This is a genomic window from Bacillus sp. JNUCC-21, assembly GCF_041222765.1.
Lineage (GTDB): Bacteria > Bacillota > Bacilli > Bacillales > Bacillaceae > Bacillus > Bacillus velezensis.
Genome location: NZ_CP166019.1, coordinates 2,164,297 through 2,183,456, shown reverse-complemented (window position 1 = coordinate 2,183,456; position 19,160 = coordinate 2,164,297). Strand labels below are relative to the sequence as shown.

Here is a 19,160-nt window from a genome sequence, read left to right as displayed (position 1 = left end):
TTTTATCATATTTTTGTCACCGTATCACTCAAAACAAAAATTAATCCCATTCATACGGGGTTTCCTGATATACGTAATAATTCAGCCAATTCATAAACAATAACGTTGCATGAGCTTTCCAGCGGTTAACAGGTTCTTTCCCGCCGGGCGCAAAATAGTGCTTAGGAGCTTCTACGTTTGAAAGATTTCTCTCTATGTCTCTCTCATACTCCTGAAGTAGCGTATCGGTATCATATTCCGGATGACCCGTTAAGAAAATCTGTTTTTCGTCTTTTGAAACGATTAAACAGACCCCCGCTTCCTCTGAAACGCTGAGCACATCCAGATCCGAAGCCGATTGCAGCTGCTCCTTATTAATATCTGTATGCCGTGAGTGGGGCACATAGTATAGCTCGTCAAATCCTCTTACCAATCTCTCATGTTTTTTAAGAACGGTATGCTCAAACACACCGAAGATTTTTTTCGGCAGCTCCACTTTCTCAATGCCGTAATGATAGTATAAACCGGCTTGAGCGCCCCAGCAGATATGGAGGGTTGAAGTGACATTCGTTTTGCTCCATTCCATGATTTCCTTCAATTCTTCCCAGTAAGAAACATCTTCAAACGGCAGGTGCTCAATCGGAGCCCCGGTAATAATCATTCCGTCAAACCGTTTGTGGCGGATGCTGGAAAAATCCGTATAAAATTCATCCAGATGCTGCCTTGCCGTATTTTTTGGAGTATGTGTGCTCGGAATTAAGAACGTAAAGTGAACTTGTAAAGGTGAATTCCCAAGCATCCTGAGGAGCTGGGTTTCCGTTTGGATTTTTTTCGGCATCAGATTTAAAATCACGATCTTCTGCGGCCGGATATCCTGATGAAAAGCCCGGCTTTCATCCATTACAAAGATGTGTTCACTTTCAAGCACCTGCTTAGCGGGCAGGTGATTTGGTATATTAATAGGCAACATGCCACCTCCGTTATTCCCCGTTAATTTTCTTCATTATAGAAATTTTTAAGCCATTTTTCAATCCATCCCGGCGTAATAAACCGCATTTAACGCATAATGACAGGGATAAAAGCGGCAAATGGGCATAAATTCGGAGCGGCTCTTTATTATGACGGGTAAAGAGCCGTTTGGTTCCTCGAAAAAAACGTTTTCCGTTAAGTGGAAGGAAAAAGCGGTTGCCGTTTGTTTTGCAGTGTAAAACAGGTAAAATAAATGAAGAATGTAAAAAGGAGGGCCGCAGATGACAATTTACGATATAAACGTACGGACCATAACAGGCGAAGACATGACGCTATCGGCTTACAGAGGCAAGGTGATGATCATTGTGAATACAGCAAGCAAATGCGGATTCACATCCCAGCTCAAGCAGCTTCAGGAGCTCTATGATACATATCGGGAGGAAGGTCTTGAAATATTGGGATTTCCCTGCAACCAATTCATGAACCAAGAACCTGGAAACGAAGCGGAAATTCAAGAGTTCTGTGTGAAAAACTACGGAGTCACATTCCCGATGTTTGCGAAAGTTGATGTCAATGGAGCAGACGCTCATCCTCTCTTCACATATCTGACGGAACAGGCGAAGGGGATGCTCGGCACAAAAGCGGTCAAATGGAATTTCACTAAGTTTATCGTGGACCGAAACGGTAAAGTCACCGGGCGTTTTTCACCGAACGTCAACCCAAAAGAGCTTGAAGATACGGTACAGAGGCTTTTGGCCGATAAGAGGTGATACGGTGAACGAAAAAGAGCAGCTGGAAAGCGTCAGGAATTGGGTCAAAGAAAAGCTTATCAATGAACGAACGGGCCATGACTGGCTTCATATTTCCCGGGTCGCAACACTTTCTGTTTATATGGCAAAAGAAGAAGGCGCCGACTTATTTATCACTGAGACGGCCGCGCTGGTTCATGATCTGATTGACGCCAAGCTCGAAAAAAGCGAAAGGCTGACGGCAGGCGAAGTGACAGAACGGCTGGCTGCTTTCAACATTGCGGCTGGCTCCATTCAGGAGATCGCGGATATTATCACGAGAATGTCATTCAGACACAGGGAACTGCTGATAAAGCGGCCGCTTTCATTGGAGGGGAAAGTTGTTCAGGATGCAGACATGCTTGATGCGATCGGCGCAGCGGGCATCGGCAGGGCTTTTATGTTTGCCGGGGCGAAGGGGCACCCGATGTACGGAACTCAAACAAGTGTGCTGGCCCATATAGAGGATAAATTAATCAAGCTTAAAGGCTTAATGAATACAAAAGCGGGGGCCGGTTTAGCAGAGGAGCGGCATCAATTTCTTTTGCAGTTCGCCGCCCGTATCCAAAAAGAGGCCGGCATTTGCAAAAGCTAAGCGGCGCAATAGAACGCTTGTGCCGACTATGTTAGAATAAGTGTCAGATTGCGCATAGGAGGACCAATATGAAGATTAAATCAATAGAACCGACGCCGAGTCCGAACACGATGAAAGTGATTTTGACTGAAGAGCTTCCGGCAGGGAAAAGCAACAATTACAAGCCCGATCAGGCAGATGATGCTCCGGTTGTCGTACGTGATATTTTAAACATTGAAGGAGTAAAGGGCGTTTATCACGTTGCCGATTTCCTGGCTGTGGAGAGAAACGCACGTTTTGACTGGAAGGAAATTCTGCCTCAGGTCCGTTCCGCTTTCGGAATGGAACATACGGAGCAGTCTGAGAGCCGTTCTGAACAGGAATCGTTCGGTGAAGTGAAGGTTTTCGTACAAATGTTCAGCGGAATCCCGATGCAGGTCAAATTGACGGACGGCGAACGTGAAGAGCGCTTCGGCCTTCCGGAACGTTTCCAAGAAGCCATTTTAAAGCTGCGTTCCGAAGCTTCAAATGTTGTATTTGAGCGGACTTGGAAAGAACAAGGCGTGCGCTTCGGGGATTTTACCGAAATCGGACACGATGTCACAGAAGAGCTTCAGGCCGCCTACAGTGATGAGCGGCTCAAACGTCTGACAGAAGCAGCCGCACAGCAAAAGGGTGAGGCCAGACCGGCAGTGCAGCGGAAAGCTTATAAAGTGACACTGGACATGCTTGATGATGAAGACTGGAAACAGCGCTATGCCCATCTTGAGCAAATGGATCCGGATGAAGACGATTTACCAGTATTGGAAAAGGCGCTGCATGATCCGAAGACTTCGATCAGAAGACAAGCCGTCGTTTATTTGGGAATGATCGAAAATCCGTCTGTGCTTCCGCTGTTATACAAAGCGCTTGAAGACAAAACGGTGACGGTCAGAAGGACGGCGGGTGACTGTCTGTCGGATCTCGGCGACGCGAGCGCCATCCCGGCCATGATGAAATCGCTCAGTGACTCAAGTAAGCTTGTGCGCTGGCGCGCGGCCATGTTTTTATATGAAGTCGGCGATGAAAGCGCGCTGGAAGCATTAAAAGCGGCGGAAGACGATCCGGAATTCGAAGTCAGCCTGCAAGTCAAAATGGCGATTGAACGGATTGAGCACGGAGAAGAGGCGAAAGGTTCAGTCTGGAAACAGATGACTGAAAGCAGAAAAAAAGAACAGTTATAACAAAAAGGTGCGCCATGCACCTTTTTTATTTGAATTCACTTTTTATAAAAATTATTTAGAATATTGTTGAAAAATGATTCAAAACTCTATATAGTAAGTACAATATTAATTGTTGGAGGGTTTTTATCGAAATACAGAAAGAATAGAAAAGCGAGACAGGGCAAAGACACTGTAAAATTTGCAGAACGCGCCCTAGAATAAACTGAAAATTTTAAAAATAGTGCACAGTCTAAAAACAGTAGGGGGATCACCATGGCAGAATTACGCAGCAACATGATCACACAGGGAATTGACAGAGCGCCGCACCGCAGCCTTCTTCGCGCTGCCGGCGTAAAAGAAGAGGACTTCGGCAAGCCGTTTATCGCGGTCTGTAATTCATACATCGATATCGTTCCCGGGCATGTTCACCTGCAGGAATTTGGAAAAATCGTAAAAGAAGCAATCAGGGAAGCGGGCGGTGTGCCTTTTGAATTTAACACGATCGGAGTAGATGACGGAATCGCAATGGGGCATATCGGCATGAGATATTCGCTGCCGAGCCGCGAAATCATTGCCGATTCAGTTGAAACGGTCGTCTCGGCGCACTGGTTTGACGGAATGGTCTGCATTCCGAACTGCGACAAAATTACGCCGGGAATGCTGATGGCGGCTATGCGGATTAATATTCCGACCATTTTTGTCAGCGGGGGGCCGATGGCAGCCGGCCGCACAAGCGACGGCCGCAAAATTTCGCTTTCTTCAGTATTTGAAGGCGTCGGCGCATATCAAGCCGGGAAAATCGGTGAAAGCGACCTGCAGGAGCTGGAACAGTTCGGCTGCCCGACGTGCGGATCTTGTTCGGGCATGTTTACGGCAAACTCCATGAACTGTCTGTCTGAAGCGCTCGGTCTGGCGCTTCCGGGCAACGGAACAATTCTTGCAACTTCACCGGAAAGAAGAGAGTTTGTGAGAAAATCAGCGGCCCAATTGATGGAGACCATCAAAAAAGACATTAAGCCGCGCGATATCGTCACCGAAAAAGCGATTGACAACGCATTTGCGTTAGACATGGCTCTCGGCGGCTCAACCAACACAGTGCTACATACGCTTGCGCTTGCCAATGAAGCTGGGGTTGAGTACTCTTTAGAACGCATTAACGAAGTGGCTGAACGAGTGCCTCACTTATCGAAATTGGCGCCGGCCTCGGACGTCTTCATTGAAGATCTGCACGAAGCGGGCGGAGTCTCGGCGGCCCTTAATGAATTAGCGAAAAAAGAAGGGGCGCTTCATCTTGACGCGCTGACTGTAACAGGCCGCACACTCGGAGAAACAATTGCGGGTCATGAAGTAAAGGATTATGACGTGATTCATCCGCTTGACAATCCGTTTACCGAAAAAGGCGGTTTGGCCGTCCTGTTTGGGAATCTGGCTCCGGACGGCGCCATTATCAAAACAGGCGGCGTACAGGACGGGATTACAAGACATGAAGGTCCCGCTGTCGTCTTTGATTCCCAGGATGCCGCGCTTGAAGGCATTATAAACCGCAAAGTAAAAGAAGGAGATGTTGTCATTATCCGTTATGAAGGGCCAAAGGGCGGCCCGGGCATGCCGGAGATGCTCGCTCCGACGTCTCAGATTGTCGGAATGGGGCTTGGCCCGAAAGTGGCGCTTATTACAGACGGCCGTTTTTCAGGAGCGTCCCGGGGCCTTTCAATCGGGCACGTATCGCCTGAAGCGGCTGAAGGCGGCCCGCTCGCATTCGTAGAAAACGGCGACCATGTCATCGTTGACATAGAAAAACGGATTTTGGACGTACAAGTGCCTGAAGAAGAATGGGAAAAACGCAAGGCCGAATGGAAAGGCTTCGAGCCGAAAGTAAAAACAGGATATCTGGCCCGGTATTCCAAACTCGTAACAAGCGCCAATACGGGCGGAATCATGAAAATATAAAACAGAGGCCTGAACAATTGAATTCCGGACCCCTCTATAGTATCCTTGACTTCATATAAGGATTTTAGAGGGGGCTTTTTTATGTCAATGGCTTATGAAGAATATATGCGCCAGCTGGTCGTGCCGATGCGCCGTGAGCTGACGGGTGCGGGTTTTCAGGAATTAACGACTGCTGAAGAAGTAGAAAGCTTTATGGAACAGGCAGAGGGCACGACATTGGTCGTTGTCAACTCCGTGTGCGGCTGTGCAGCCGGTCTTGCCCGTCCGGCTGCGACTCAGGCTGTTTTACAGCATGAAAAAGCGCCTGATCATACGGTTACCGTATTTGCCGGTCAAGATAAAGACGCAACTGCAAAAATGCGTGAATACTTTACAGGGCAGGAACCTTCCTCGCCATCAATGGCGCTGTTAAAAGGTAAAGAGGTCGTTCATTTTATTCCCCGTCACGAAATCGAAGGGCATGACATGGAGGAAATTATGAAAAATCTGACGGATGCCTTCGATGCGCACTGCTGAAATGCCCGAATTCCGGGCATTTTCTTTTTGGAGAAAAAGATGATCACAACGAGTTACCGACCAAGCGAATATACGATACACACAGCGCAGTCACTCAGTGTCAGGCTGGGTGACACTTACTGCAGCCGCAATAAACAGCCAATTGAAAAAATGCTGGAACGAGCGGCTGGCGATCTTTTAGTCATCGGAAAGGAACGGTTCGAACTTTACACGAAGCAAGGGGAGAAGTTCTTTTTTCACCCGAATACAGCGATGTTCCGCGCAAAGCGGTTTTTGAGAGGGGAAGCCGAGCCGTTGTTAAAAGCAGCCGGATTACGCGAAGGGGATTCCTTTTTAGATTGTACGCTCGGCCTGGCATCCGATGCGATTTTGGCAAGCCTGGCAGTCGGAAAAAGCGGACAAGTCATCGGCCTGGAGAAAAACAAGCTTGTCTCATTGCTTGTTGAAACAGGACTTCAAACGTGGGAAACCGGAATGGAGCAGCTCCAAATCGCCATGAAACGCATTCAGGTCAAACATGCCGACTGCGCCGATTATTTGCGGGAGCTTCCTGATTCATCGGTAGATGTCATTTATTTTGACCCGATGTTTCACGAACCTGTTGAAACGTCAGACGGCATTGCACCGCTCCGCGCGCTGGCAGAAGAGGGTTTTAACGAAGAGTGCATCACGCAAGCCGTCCGGGCGGCGAAAAAATGCGTAGTGCTTAAAGACCATTGGAAAAGCCCGCGGTTTGAACGATACGGCTTCAAGGTGCTGAAAAGAAAGACGGCGCTTTTCCACTTCGGTGTCATCCATGTAAGCTCATGATATCATGGGCTTCTTTTTCGTTAATCAGTGATTTCCATAACGACAAAATAAAGCAGCGTGAGAAGTGATACTGTCGCAAATAAAGCGTTAATCATCTCATCCCCTCCTTTTTCTCCTTCTTATTGTAAGCGGTTTATCCGCTCGGTCACAGTTACCAATTTCCCATATTGCATGATAATACGCTGCCGGACATGACGCCGCGCTTTCATCTATGCTAAAATAAAGGAAAAGAGGACAATAAAACAGAGGGGAACAATCTGTCATGAAATTGTGGATGAAAAAGACCCTTGTGGTTCTGTTTACCATTGTAACATTCGGACTCGTGTCTCCTCCGGCTGCTTTGATGACAGACAAGCCTTCAGGACAGTCGAGCAGTCTTGAGCAGAATGATTACACCGCTTTTTATGATGAACACGCCCTGCCGGGAGAAGAGAAGGCAGGGCGGGAGCCTGAATTACTGTTTCAATCGTATCAGCAGCAGCTTCTCGGTGATGCTGAAAATCAATCATTTTTAAAATTCGGCAGCAAAATTTCTCCGGTCATTGAAGATGATTACAGAAGTGAAATTCTGCCGAAAATCGAAGATGTGATCACAGGACATTTAGCCAAGTTTCAAGATGATGAAGCGTATCAGGATGTGGTTATTTCCAGCAAACCGTCGGCCGGAAAAACTGAAAAAATTTTTCATGTGTATAACAGGCTGACGGGTGAAGATCTTTTAAGGTTCCACGTCCGCCGGGATCATCCCCCGCAAGACGGCTACTGGTTTAATTTTCATTACCATACCGCTGAAGACGGATTTCAGTCACATCATGAGCTCGGCAGCATTTACTGGGACCGCAATACGCCGCCTGACTGGATGAGCGTGTAATAGCGAGAAGAAATAAAAAAATCATTTCTGAGAAATTTTGCAGAAATGATTTTTTATTGTGTTACACTACTAAAAGACTACTTTAAAAGGATGAAAAAAATGAAACAATATAAAGATTTGTGCCGTCATGTGTTAGAAAACGGAGAAAAAAAAGGAGACCGTACGGGAACGGGTACGATCAGCACGTTCGGCTACCAAATGCGGTTTAACCTTCAGGAAGGTTTCCCGATGCTTACGACGAAAAAGCTCCATTTTAAATCCATCGCGCATGAGCTGCTTTGGTTTTTAAAAGGAGATACGAATGTCCGCTACCTTCAGGAAAACGGAGTCCGCATCTGGAACGAATGGGCGGATGAAAACGGAGAGCTCGGACCGGTTTACGGTTCTCAATGGCGTTCATGGCGCGGAGCGGACGGCGAGACCATCGATCAAATCTCCCGGCTGATTCATGACATCAAGACAAACCCGAATTCCAGACGTTTAATCGTCAGCGCCTGGAATGTCGGCGAAATTGATCATATGGCGCTTCCGCCTTGCCACTGCCTGTTTCAGTTTTATGTCGCGGACGGAAAACTGTCGTGTCAGCTTTATCAGCGCTCAGCGGATGTCTTTCTCGGCGTGCCGTTTAATATTGCGTCTTATGCGCTTTTAACAATGATGATCGCGCATGTGACGGGGCTTGAACCGGGTGAGTTTGTTCATACATTCGGAGACGTCCACATTTACCAAAACCATGTGGAGCAGGTGAATTTGCAGCTGACAAGGGATGTCCGTCCGCTGCCGAAACTGCGGTTTGCGCGAAATGTTGATTCTATTTTTGATTTTACGTTTGAAGACTTTATCATTGAGGATTATGACCCGCATCCGCACATAAAAGGAGCTGTCAGCGTATGATTTCGTTTATTTTTGCGATGGATGAAAACCGGCTGATCGGAAAAGATAACGATCTGCCTTGGCACCTTCCCGATGATCTCGCATATTTCAAAAAAGTGACGACGGGCCACACCATTGTAATGGGGCGGAAAACATTTGAATCAATCGGACGCCCGCTTCCGAACCGGCGTAACATCGTTGTAACCTCACGGGACGAATCTTTATTCCCGGGCTGTATTACCGCCGACTCGGCTGAGGAAGTGCTCAAGCTGATCCCGGCGGATGAAGAATGCTTTGTGATCGGCGGCGCCCAGCTGTACAGTGCGCTCTTTCCTTACGCGGACAGACTCTACATGACAAAAATTCACCATGTCTTTGAAGGAGACCGTTTTTTTCCGGAATTTAATGAAGCTGAATGGGAATTGACATCCCGCAAACAGGGAGTAAAAGATGAAAAAAACCCTTACGATTATGAGTACCTTGTATACGAGAAAAAGAATTGAGTTTAAGCAGGGGGACAAGAATTGATTCGTTACGGCTGCCTTGTGATGTACGTTGTATTTATGTTCATGAAAAATATTCAGGAATATATCAATCAAAAAGAGCTTGACCCGCGGCTTTCTTTTCAAAAACAGATGAGGCTGGTGTATGAGCGGCCGAAAGCCTTTATGAGAGGCTGCATTGACGTGTCGGGATCGGCAATCGGCATTCATCATGATCAGCCGATACCGGACGGCCCCGTATTGTATGTGCATCCCAGATTGCGCCCGGCTGATCTTCTGCTGCTTGCGGGACATCTTGAAGCGCCGGCTGGTTTTATCGCTGGCGAGAAAGCTTTCCGGATGCCGTTTCTCGGAAATTGGCTGCGGCTGATGGGTGTCATTTGTGACGGAGACAGCCGGGATGCCGTGTTGCAGGAGGCAGAAGTCCGTCTGCAAAAAGGGCAAAGTCTGATTCTGTCCGAAGACGGCAAAATCAATCCGGAGGAACTGGCCCTTCGTTTCGATCTCCCGATTGTGCCTGTCAGCACTTCGGGAACAGACCGGCTGCTGCGGGGCAGATTACTGAAACGGCTGAAACCGGCTGACATTGAATTACATATAAAGCCCGCTTATTATCCGGCCGGTCAGAAACGGCTCCGTGCATAAAAAAAGCACAGTCTCTATAGAGAGGCTGTGCTTTTTATTTCAGATAAAGGGGACTTTGACGCAATAAAATAAAATACAGAAAAACATCGAGGCGCTGCCGCCTAAAACAAAACTGTGCCAAATGGCGTGATGATACGGAACCTTTCTCCAAATATAAAATATTGTGCCGGCGGAATACAATAAGCCGCCGAAAAGAAGAAGGCCGAAACCGGGGCCTGACAGCGAAGCGTACAGCGGTTTAATGGCGACGATGATCAGCCAGCCCATCATTAAATAGACAAGCGTTGAAAAAATGATAAACCGCTTCACGAAAAAGATTTTAAACACGATGCCTCCGATGGCAAGCGACCAAACAATAATTAAAAGGGTCAGACCGAGCGCCCCTTTAAGGGGTCCTAATAAAAATGGCGTATATGTTCCGGCTATTAATACGTATATCGCGGAATGATCCACAATTTCAAGAATGTCTTTCGTTTTTTTATGCTGAATGCTGTGCAAAAGAGTCGAGCTGAGATACAGCAGCAGCATTGAAGCGCCGAAGATTGAAAAGCTGACGATGTCTGTCGGCGAGCCGTATTTCACCGCGAAGATAATGAGAAAAATAAGCGCCGGAATCGACAGCAATACACCGATTCCGTGTGTGACGGCATTTGCGATTTCTTCTTTTATTGTGAACAATCAAATGTCCTCCTTTTTAAAGGATTTGTTTTTGCAGTGACTGCAAAAAGCTCAACCCTTCTAATGTAATTTTTGTTCCAGCGCGTCCACGGCCTTTTGTCACATAGTTCATCTTTTCTAAGTAATCAAGCCTGTTTCTGACCTGCTGGGGCGATAATGTCATTGTGCTGTTTTCGCTTAATTCGGATATGCTCCGTCTGCTGGCGGGTTCGCCTTTTGTATTTAAGTCTTTAATTGATTCCAAAATAAACAAAAACTCTTCTTTCTCCATCAATGTCAGCCGTTTTTCTTTTTTCTTAGTTGTTTTCGCTTTCTGGCTGTTTTTGATATACAGCGGGACATCATCGGGATAAATCGTGTTGCCGGATGCTGCCGCGGCCATATAGTACGCCGCATTTTGAAGTTCTCTGATGTTGCCGTTAAAGGTGTGCCGCTCAAACAGCGGATAAACGGACGGATCGATATGAACATGCTGCCCCGAGGCTGTCAGCATATGCTGCAGAAGAAGCGGTATATCGCTTTTTCGTTCAGATAAAGCAGGGAGCGGAAGGCATAACACGTGAAGCCTGTAAAATAAATCTTGGCTGAACGTATTTTCTGCGCCGGTATCACCAAGATCCGCCGTGCTGCTTGCAATGATGCGGGCGGAAAGCCCGGCATCCAGCTCGTAAAGAAGGCGGGCCTGTACCGAGAGCGGCATGTCTCCGATTTCATATAAGAATAATGTTCCGCGGCGGGCCCTGTTTAATGCGCCTTCAGCGCCGAACAGTTCATATTCGAGCCGCTCTTCGCTTTGGCTGCAGTGAACGGTAATAAATAGTTCGCTGTTTCTGCGGGATTTATGGTGGATCGCTTTGGCCATTTGTTTTTTTCCGGTTCCGACTTCACCCGTTATGAAGACCGGCAAATCAGATAAGGCAAATTGCGAGGCCAATCGTTTCGCTTCTGAAAAGGTGTGATGTTCGCCGGCCAGCTGATAAAAAGGATCAGTTTGTTCAATTACACTCATGAATTGGCTCCTTTTGGTTCTAATTGGTTTAAGTATAACACGTTTATGCGATCGAAAATATCTTTTTCTCTTGTATCGGTTCATTTAATTTTATTTACAAAATTAAAATAATTGTCTTATTATTTGAATATTCATGTTATAATGGCATATTAAATAGGGATTTAAATAAGAAAGGACTCTGTAAATGAAACCGTTGCTTAAAGAAGACTCTCTCATCCAGGTAAAAGACATTTTAAAAGCGCACCAAAATGTAAAGGACGTTGTGATACATACGCCTTTGCAGAGGAATGACAGACTTTCTGAGAGGTATGGCTGCAACATCTATTTGAAAAGGGAAGACCTGCAGGTGGTCAGATCATTTAAGCTCAGAGGGGCTTATAATAAAATGAGGCAGCTCTCAAAAGAGCAGACTGAAAACGGAATTGTATGCGCAAGTGCGGGAAACCATGCGCAGGGGGTTGCGTTTTCATGCAAACACCTCGGCATTCACGGCAAGATTTTTATGCCGTCAACTACACCGAGACAGAAAGTATCCCAAGTGGAACTGTTCGGAAAAGAATTTGTTGAAATCATATTGACGGGTGACACTTTCGATGATGCGTATAAGAGTTCTGCGGAATGCTGTGAAAAAGAAAACCGCACGTTTATTCATCCGTTTGACGATCCCGATGTCATGGCCGGACAGGGAACGGCTGCCATCGAAATTTTAAATGACATTGACGTTGAACCGCATTTTCTTTTTGCAAGCGTAGGGGGAGGAGGACTCCTGTCCGGGCTCGGCACGTACATGAAAAACATATCGCCGGATACAAAAATCATAGCGGTAGAGCCGAAGGGCGCAGCCTCCTATTTTGAATCGAAAAAAGCCGGACAAGTGGTTGAACTTGAGAAAATCGATAAATTTGTCGATGGGGCGGCCGTAAAAAAAATCGGCGCGGAAACCTTTCAAACGCTCGAAACCGTCGTCGATGACGTTGTGCTTGTCCCGGAAGGAAAAGTGTGCAGCACGATTCTCGAATTATATAATCAATGCGCCATCGTAGCGGAGCCGGCGGGGGCATTGTCCGTGTCAGCACTTGATTTGTATAAGGAAGAGATTAAAGGGAAAAACGTCATCTGCATGGTCAGCGGAGGGAATAACGACATCGGCAGAATGCAGGAGATGAAGGAACGCTCCATGATTTATGAGGGGCTGCAGCATTATTTTATCGTTAATTTCCCGCAAAGGGCGGGAGCGCTTCGCGAATACCTAGATGAAGTGCTTGGGCCTGATGATGACATCACCCGGTTTGAATACACGAAAAAAAATAACAAAAGCAGCGGCCCCGCATTGGTCGGCATTGAGCTTAAGCATCGGGAAGATTACGGCGCGCTCATTGCCCGGATGAATCAAAAAGGATTTCATTACGTAGAGGTGAATAAAGATCAGGATCTGTTCCACCTGTTAATCTGACTTTTTTTAGAACGACGCGCAAAATGACAGACACGCTTTCTCAGATTGTATATAATAAAAAGAAAACAATCGAAAAAGAAGGATTGATATCTTGTTACTCAAAAGCCTAGAGTTCAAACGACAGGACGGGATTCAGGTAAAAGTGACAGAAATACCGGTTGTCACGGAAGGTGAACATTATTTTTTTCAAATTCATCAGCACCTTGAGCTTTATTTGAGAGAGGTTTTTGCTTCACAAAGTGTGAGAACAGTGTATTCATTCCGACAATATGTCAAGCGCCGTATGAAGTGGAAAGATTACGAGGCCGTTTTCAACCAAGAGATTTTAAAACATAACGCATAACGGTGCATATTCCTTAGCGCCTTCCTTTTGATAAGGGAGGGTGCGGGAATTTTTTTATGATGAATGCTGTAAGCGTTTTATCCATGGGGGGAATGGAAATGAAAAAAATGAAAATCTTCGCTGCCGTCTTTTGTTTGCTGCTCTTGTGCGCCTGCGGGGGGAAAACGATAAAAGACCCGCTGAACTATCAGATTGAACCGTTTTCATATCAAAACCAAGATGGAAAAACAGTGTCACTGAAAAGCCTGAAGGGGCATGTCTGGATTGCCGACTTTATGTTTACAAATTGTAATACGGTCTGTCCGCCGATGACGGCCCACATGACCGAACTGCAAAAAAAACTGAAGGCTGAGAATCTGGACGTGCGGATTGTGTCGTTCAGTGTAGATCCTGAAAAGGATACGCCGAAACAGCTGAAAGCATTTGCTTCCAAATATCCGCTTTCGCTTCGCAACTGGGATTTTCTGACCGGTTACAGCCAAAAGGACATTGAAGATTTTGCCCTGAACAGCTTTAAAGCAATCGTCAAAAAGCCGGAGGGAGAGGACCAGGTCATACATCAAACCTCTTTTTATTTAGTCGGACCTGACGGGACGGTGCTTAAAGATTATGACGGCGTGCAGAAGGTTCCGTATGATGACATCCTCTCAGATGTCAGAGCGGCTGAGGAGCTCAAGTAAACTGGCAGATTAGACATTTTCAAATCTGAAAAAACATGTTACACTTTCCACTAGTAGACGGGGAAGGAGCAACCAGATTGAAGCTGCGAATGTTCTCATTGATCGCCGGACTGGCTTTGCTTTTATCAGCTTGTTCTGTCCAGCGCACCGGTTCTGACGCTGAAGAACCGAAAACGAAAGATCATATTGTCATAGCTGCGGTCGGTGATTCATTGACTGAAGGAGTAGGAGATCCTGACGGTTCAGGATACGTCGGCAGGACAGCGGAGTCTCTTAAGAAAAAGGGACATGTGAAAACGGTAGATATTAAAAATTATGCGGTGCAGGGTGACAAAACGTCGGACCTGCTGGAAAAGCTTGATAATAAAAAAGTGCAGAAATCATTAAAGAGCGCCGACTATATCTTTTTTACCATCGGCGGTAATGACTTAATGAAGGTGCTCCGCCAGAATATGATGCAGCTGACGGTTCAGCCGTTCCAAAAGGAAGAGAAACCTTTTGAAAAACGATTCAAGGCGATCGTTTCAAAAATCCGCAAATATAATGAAAACGCAGAGCTGGTGTATGTCAGCATGTATAATCCATTCACGTTTACGCTGCCTGAATTAAAAGAAATTAATGGGGTTGTAACGGATTGGAACAAGATCGCCGCAAAAGAGCTGGAAAAAGATCCTCACACCGCCGCGGTGAATGTTGAAGACTTGTTCAGTCAAAAAAGCGGCAGCAGACGGATTTCAAAGGATGATGATTTTCATCCGAACGCAAAAGGGTATGCACTCATCGCCGATCGATTGTACGGCATCATTGAAAAACAAGGGTTACCAGCAGAATAGGGTGAAATGATGAAAAAGTGGAAATCGCTGTTTTTTGTTCTTCTCGCACTCAATGTGATTGCCGCCGCGGTAATTGTGACATTATTGGTTATGTCGGGAGAGCAGGCGAAAATACAAGATCAGACAAAAAGTGAGTACGGCTTTCATATCACAAGCTCCAAAGAATCTCTTGCCAGGTTTGTGAATGCGTACTTAAATGAGAAGGCATCGAATCAGCTTGACTACAAAGTGGACATCAATAACGATGTGCACGTGGCAGGTAAAATCAAAGCATTCTCAACCTCCATTAATGCGGTCGTCACATTTGAACCGTCCGTAGAGGAGAACGGAGATGTGGTTTTGAAAGTGACGAAGTTTTCCTTAGGCGAATTAAGCCTGCCGATCAGCTTTGTGCTGAATTATATGGACAGCTTTTATGAACTCCCGTCATTTGTGCACGTTCATCCCGGGGATAAAAGCATCGAGATCCGTCTGTCGGAAATGCCTTTAGACAACGGCATGTATGTAAAAGCGGATAAAATCAATCTCGACACGGATGAAATTGAATTTTCCTATTATCATCCGAAACAATAAGTTTTCATAAAAAAAAAACACAGATCCTTTCAGGGATTTGTGTTTTTTCGTGTCAGCGTTTTTTGTCCAGCTTGCTGAACAGTTTGATTAACGTTGCGAGCTCTTCATCAGAGTAGCAGTCAAACCGTTTAAAAAAGTATTCTGTTTTTTTCTGGTTGAAATGATCGACAATTTTCTCCCCGGCTTCCGTAATATGGATTCTGATAATTCGTCTGTCCTCTTTGGAACGGATGCGGGTGATCCATTCCTTTTCTACTAAAGCGTCGGTCACTGCGGTAATGTGGCTTGCGGAGACCTCAAGAATGGGGGCGAATTCCGTTACTTTTTTAGGTCCTTGTTCACTGAGAATCCGCAAAATGATAAATTCATTCCTGGACAGCTCTTTATCTAGAATTTCATTAACTTCATTTCTGATTTGTTTAAACACTTTTCGAAGCAAAGCTTCCATATCATACATCATTTGTGTCCTTACTTTCAAATCATGAACCTCCAATATGTAGTCAGCGTGGCATTCGTTCAGCTTCCCCTGAAAGCAGAATTATTTTTATTCTGTTTATACATGCTATAATATAATAATACCACGTATGAACAAAGGAGGGCACCCGTATGTCAGAAAAAAAAGAAATCGCCACATTTGCAGGCGGCTGTTTTTGGTGCATGGTGAAGCCGTTTGACGAACAGCCCGGGATTGAAAAGGTGGTGTCCGGCTATACAGGAGGTCATACTGAGAATCCGACTTACGAAGAAGTGTGCAGTGAAACGACCGGACACAGAGAAGCCGTTCAAATCACATTTCAACCTGACATTTATCCGTATGAAAAGCTTGTCGAGCTGTTTTGGCAGCAGATTGACCCGACTGATGCAGGCGGCCAGTTTGCAGACCGCGGAAGTTCATATCGGGCGGCGATATATTACCATAATGATGAACAAAAACAAATCGCTGAAGCCTCAAAAAAACAGCTTGAAGAAAGCGGCATATTTAAAAAGCCGATCGTGACAGACATCTTGAAGGCTGAGCCTTTTTATGAAGCGGAAGGCTATCATCAGCACTTTTATAAGAAAAATCCTGATCACTACGGGCGCTACCGTGTAGGTTCCGGACGTCAAGGCTTTCTGGATGAGCATTGGAGGGACAGATAAGATGGCTTTTAATAAAGAAGAAAAAATCAAATCATTAAACCGCATGCAATACGAAGTCACACAAAATAACGGAACGGAGCCGCCGTTTCAAAATGAATTCTGGGATCACAAAGAAGAGGGGCTGTATGTTGATATCGTATCGGGAAAGCCCTTGTTTACTTCTCTGGATAAATTCGATTCTCATTGCGGCTGGCCCAGTTTTACAAAACCGATTGAGGAAGAAGAGGTTGACGAAAAACTGGACACAAGCCACGGGATGATCCGGACGGAAGTGAGAAGCAAAACAGCTGATTCCCACTTAGGCCACGTATTTAATGACGGTCCGGGGCCAAGCGGTCTTCGTTATTGCATTAACTCTGCGGCACTCCGGTTTATTCCGAAAGACAAGCTGAAGGTAGAGGGCTATGAAGCCTGTCTGCATTTATTTGAAAAATAGAGCTCAGCAATGAGGCCTGCCTATCAGACAGGCCTTTTTTCTATGTTTTTTTTTCTTCATGTAATCGTTCAATAATCTTTACGATTGTGTCTTTTGTGATGAGCGGCGCCTGATCGGATTGATATCTGGGGAGATTGACCTTCCGAAATTCCGGATGTTTGGCGGGTTCCGGCAATATTGCGTAAAGATTGCCCCATTCATATAAAGATTCCGTCTCATGCGGAGAGGTCAGTTCTTCATGAAGCTTTTCACCGGGGCGTTTTCCTACTTCAACAGCGGCGGGGCGAGGCAGTCCGTGCCTGAACGCATATTCTTCAAATCCGTGAAGCAGTTCTTCAAGCCTCAGGGACTCCATTTTAAAAATAAATGTTTCTCCGCCCTTTGTAATCGCCGCAGATTGCAGGGTGAGCGTTGCGGCATCATCAATCGACATAAAAAACCTCGTCATGTTTTTATCCGTAATGGTGAGCGGACCGCCTGCCATCAACTGCTCAAATAAAATAGGAATAACGGAACCGCGTGAACCTAGAACATTGCCGAAGCGGACCGAACAAAATACCGTACCGCGGTTTTGAACATGATGATTCGCCTGATGAAACAGCTTTTCGGACAACAGCTTCGTAGCTCCCATTGTGTTTACCGGGGAAACAGCTTTATCGGTTTTTTAAGATATGTACTGCATTTTGAGGGACTATCAGTGACGGTGAGGTCGAAAACGAAAAATTAAACCTTAGGATAGGGGTAATTTCAAACTGAGCCGGAATTGGCCCTTTTCTTTTTTGTGTCATCGTAACGATAACTTCTTTGAAGACCATTCTTAATAGCGCGTTCTTTTTCTCTGTGCTTGATTCAATGTGATATTGATCAATTATCCTATTTATGTTGTTTCTGACTGTATTACTGTCTATTTCTGATTGCGCTTCTTGAGTTCCATTGAGCTCATGCTTGGCAATCTGGAGTTCTTTAAATTCTTCATCTAAAACAGCTTTTCTTTTCAAAAAAAGTTCATCAGTGTAAATGCCGCTCTCATATTTCTCGAAGATAAAATTCTCTTTATTTATTAACTCTTGTTCTTTTTGTGAAAGATGTTCAGACATTTGCTTTTTTGTTTTCACATTACTATTTACGTCTTCGTATTTAGAAATCATTGAAGTGATATGTTTTGTTAAAGTCTTATTATCTAAGTTGCTTAAAGAAGAGAGGTAATCCAAAATGGCATTTTCAACATCGTTATATCTTACATAAGTGCATTTATTCTTTTTGCAAGTGAGTGATTTAACGTGATACACACTTTTCGTGCCGTTTTTGTTTTCTCGCGTTCGTCTAGTTTCGTATTTAGATAATGGTTCACCGCACTTAGAACAAGTGCATACGCCTGCCAATTCACTTAATTCCAATGCATTTTTATTAGGCAGCAGGGGGACTTTGTTTGAAATTTTATCTTGTGATTGTTGAAATTGTTCTTGATCTATTATAGGGGCATGTGCATCCGATACTACAATTTGTTCCTTTTCAGGTCTAATTGTTCGTTTACCGTCTTTTGTTTTTTCCCTAACCTTATATTTAACAGTTCCGATATACGCTTCGTTTTGCAGAATTGCTTTAATTGTGTATTGATTCCAGCGCTTTTTTCCTGATGGAGTCGGTATTTGTAATTTTGTTAAGTGAGAAGCAATCGCTGTATAACTATAATCTTTTCCATTCAACCCATTTAAAAAGATGTTAAAGATGAATTGAACGACTTTTGCTTTTTCTTCGACTGGGACTAGTTTGGATGTTTTTTTGTTTAATCGGTATCCATAAGGCGCTAGTCCGGAAATCCATTTCCCTTGTGCCGCATATGTGTATTTAGCGCCTGTCATACGCTCTCTGGTCATTTCAAATTCTTCTCTGGCCATAAACAATTCAAAACGAATCTGACGCATGTCTGCAGGGTTTCGAGGGTCATAAACTTTATATGGTGTAATGATAATCAATCGCTTGCTTTGAAGAAGGTTAACAATTTGTCCCGCATCACTGTAGCTCCCGCGGCTGAGTCTTGTTATTTCTTTAACAGCAATTGCCTGGTACTTGCCTTCCTCGAGGTCTTTAAGACATTCTTTAAAAACAGGGCGGCCCTCAATGCTTTCCCCAGACCCGATTTCCATTTTTAATTCATAGGGGATTTCAATCGACTTCAGTATTTTATTCATGAGTTCTTTTTGTTCAGTTAGCGTATCTTCGCCTGTTCTTTTTTCTCGCTCCATATCCTGACGAGAGCGTCTAAGATAACCCAAAATATTTGTAATGTTGTAAGAATGAACGATGTTTTTTAACTCCAAAAAATCAGCACCTC

Annotated in this window: 21 protein-coding genes and 2 pseudogenes; 17 read left to right on the top strand and 6 right to left on the bottom strand. The window is 45.1% G+C overall.

What is annotated here, in order from left to right; all coding sequences use genetic code 11:
• Positions 1–40: 40 nt before the first annotated feature.
• Entirely contained in the window at positions 41–946 is a 906-nt protein-coding gene (gene metA / locus JNUCC21_RS10625; protein ID WP_015417682.1) for a homoserine O-succinyltransferase, read from the bottom strand.
• Positions 947–1,229: 283 nt separating this feature from the next.
• Between metA and JNUCC21_RS10620 the strand changes: the two genes are divergently transcribed.
• The 10 genes from JNUCC21_RS10620 (at position 1,230) to JNUCC21_RS10575 (ending at position 9,680) form a co-directional block, all read left to right on the top strand.
• Positions 1,230–1,718, top strand: coding sequence for a glutathione peroxidase (locus JNUCC21_RS10620; protein ID WP_012117811.1), 489 nt, complete (start codon positions 1,230–1,232; stop codon positions 1,716–1,718).
• 4 nt (positions 1,719–1,722) lie between these two features.
• Positions 1,723–2,331, top strand: a complete 609-nt coding sequence (locus JNUCC21_RS10615; RefSeq protein WP_015240060.1) for an HD domain-containing protein — start codon at positions 1,723–1,725, stop codon at positions 2,329–2,331.
• A gap of 68 nt (positions 2,332–2,399) precedes the next feature.
• Positions 2,400–3,533, top strand: a complete 1,134-nt coding sequence (locus JNUCC21_RS10610; RefSeq protein ID WP_015240059.1) for a conserved virulence factor C family protein — start codon at positions 2,400–2,402, stop codon at positions 3,531–3,533.
• 252 nt (positions 3,534–3,785) lie between these two features.
• Positions 3,786–5,462 carry a dihydroxy-acid dehydratase gene (gene ilvD / locus JNUCC21_RS10605; protein ID WP_007409524.1) on the top strand — a complete coding sequence of 559 codons (1,677 nt, stop codon included), beginning with the start codon at positions 3,786–3,788 and terminating at the stop codon, positions 5,460–5,462.
• A gap of 81 nt (positions 5,463–5,543) precedes the next feature.
• Positions 5,544–5,978: a BrxA/BrxB family bacilliredoxin gene (locus JNUCC21_RS10600; protein ID WP_003153619.1), complete on the top strand. Its 435-nt coding sequence runs from the start codon at positions 5,544–5,546 to the stop codon at positions 5,976–5,978.
• Positions 5,979–6,017: 39 nt separating this feature from the next.
• A complete protein-coding gene (locus JNUCC21_RS10595) occupies positions 6,018–6,788 on the top strand; it encodes a class I SAM-dependent methyltransferase (protein WP_015417678.1) in 771 nt (256 codons plus the stop codon).
• 262 nt (positions 6,789–7,050) lie between these two features.
• Complete coding sequence (locus tag JNUCC21_RS10590) at positions 7,051–7,659, top strand: YpjP family protein (protein ID WP_007409526.1); 609 nt, start codon at positions 7,051–7,053, stop codon at positions 7,657–7,659.
• Positions 7,660–7,758: 99 nt separating this feature from the next.
• Positions 7,759–8,553, top strand: coding sequence for a thymidylate synthase (locus tag JNUCC21_RS10585; protein ID WP_003153622.1), 795 nt, complete (start codon positions 7,759–7,761; stop codon positions 8,551–8,553).
• Positions 8,550–9,035: a dihydrofolate reductase gene (locus tag JNUCC21_RS10580; protein WP_007409527.1), complete on the top strand. Its 486-nt coding sequence runs from the start codon at positions 8,550–8,552 to the stop codon at positions 9,033–9,035. The genes JNUCC21_RS10585 and JNUCC21_RS10580 overlap by 4 nt, the downstream gene beginning before the upstream one ends.
• Before the next feature lie 21 nt (positions 9,036–9,056).
• Complete coding sequence (locus JNUCC21_RS10575) at positions 9,057–9,680, top strand: lysophospholipid acyltransferase family protein (protein WP_369878105.1); 624 nt, start codon at positions 9,057–9,059, stop codon at positions 9,678–9,680.
• A gap of 39 nt (positions 9,681–9,719) precedes the next feature.
• On the opposite strand, the gene JNUCC21_RS10570 is transcribed toward JNUCC21_RS10575, so the two are convergent.
• A complete protein-coding gene (locus tag JNUCC21_RS10570) occupies positions 9,720–10,358 on the bottom strand; it encodes a hemolysin III family protein (RefSeq protein WP_007409529.1) in 639 nt (212 codons plus the stop codon).
• 16 nt (positions 10,359–10,374) lie between these two features.
• Positions 10,375–11,367, bottom strand: coding sequence for a sigma-54-dependent transcriptional regulator (locus JNUCC21_RS10565; protein ID WP_369878104.1), 993 nt, complete (start codon positions 11,365–11,367; stop codon positions 10,375–10,377).
• A 184-nt stretch (positions 11,368–11,551) separates the two neighbouring features.
• Between JNUCC21_RS10565 and ilvA the strand changes: the two genes are divergently transcribed.
• The 5 genes from ilvA (at position 11,552) to JNUCC21_RS10540 (ending at position 15,249) form a co-directional block, all read left to right on the top strand.
• Entirely contained in the window at positions 11,552–12,820 is a 1,269-nt protein-coding gene (gene ilvA / locus JNUCC21_RS10560; protein WP_007612085.1) for a threonine ammonia-lyase IlvA, read from the top strand.
• 91 nt (positions 12,821–12,911) lie between these two features.
• Entirely contained in the window at positions 12,912–13,163 is a 252-nt protein-coding gene (locus JNUCC21_RS10555; RefSeq protein ID WP_007409532.1) for a DUF2535 family protein, read from the top strand.
• A 98-nt stretch (positions 13,164–13,261) separates the two neighbouring features.
• Positions 13,262–13,843 (top strand): SCO family protein, encoded by a 582-nt coding sequence (locus tag JNUCC21_RS10550; RefSeq protein ID WP_369878103.1) that lies wholly within the window; start codon positions 13,262–13,264, stop codon positions 13,841–13,843.
• 77 nt (positions 13,844–13,920) lie between these two features.
• Positions 13,921–14,676 carry an SGNH/GDSL hydrolase family protein gene (locus JNUCC21_RS10545; RefSeq protein ID WP_369878102.1) on the top strand — a complete coding sequence of 252 codons (756 nt, stop codon included), beginning with the start codon at positions 13,921–13,923 and terminating at the stop codon, positions 14,674–14,676.
• A 9-nt stretch (positions 14,677–14,685) separates the two neighbouring features.
• Positions 14,686–15,249, top strand: coding sequence for a YpmS family protein (locus JNUCC21_RS10540; RefSeq protein ID WP_369878101.1), 564 nt, complete (start codon positions 14,686–14,688; stop codon positions 15,247–15,249).
• 52 nt (positions 15,250–15,301) lie between these two features.
• Here the strand turns inward: JNUCC21_RS10540 and JNUCC21_RS10535 are convergent, their stop codons facing one another.
• Entirely contained in the window at positions 15,302–15,727 is a 426-nt protein-coding gene (locus JNUCC21_RS10535; RefSeq protein WP_012117803.1) for a MarR family transcriptional regulator, read from the bottom strand.
• 128 nt (positions 15,728–15,855) lie between these two features.
• Between JNUCC21_RS10535 and msrA the strand changes: the two genes are divergently transcribed.
• Both msrA and msrB read left to right on the top strand, forming a co-directional pair.
• Positions 15,856–16,389 carry a peptide-methionine (S)-S-oxide reductase MsrA gene (msrA, locus tag JNUCC21_RS10530; RefSeq protein ID WP_003153641.1) on the top strand — a complete coding sequence of 178 codons (534 nt, stop codon included), beginning with the start codon at positions 15,856–15,858 and terminating at the stop codon, positions 16,387–16,389.
• A gap of 1 nt (position 16,390) precedes the next feature.
• Positions 16,391–16,825, top strand: coding sequence for a peptide-methionine (R)-S-oxide reductase MsrB (gene msrB, locus JNUCC21_RS10525; RefSeq protein WP_369878100.1), 435 nt, complete (start codon positions 16,391–16,393; stop codon positions 16,823–16,825).
• Between the two features lie 40 nt (positions 16,826–16,865).
• On the opposite strand, the pseudogene JNUCC21_RS10520 reads toward msrB, so the two are convergent.
• Positions 16,866–17,486 (bottom strand): annotated as a pseudogene (locus JNUCC21_RS10520) (polysaccharide biosynthesis protein); the annotation flags it as partial.
• Positions 17,462–19,146, bottom strand: a pseudogene (locus JNUCC21_RS10515) (recombinase family protein). The pseudogenes JNUCC21_RS10515 and JNUCC21_RS10520, both read right to left, overlap by 25 nt.
• Positions 19,147–19,160: the final 14 nt, after the last annotated feature.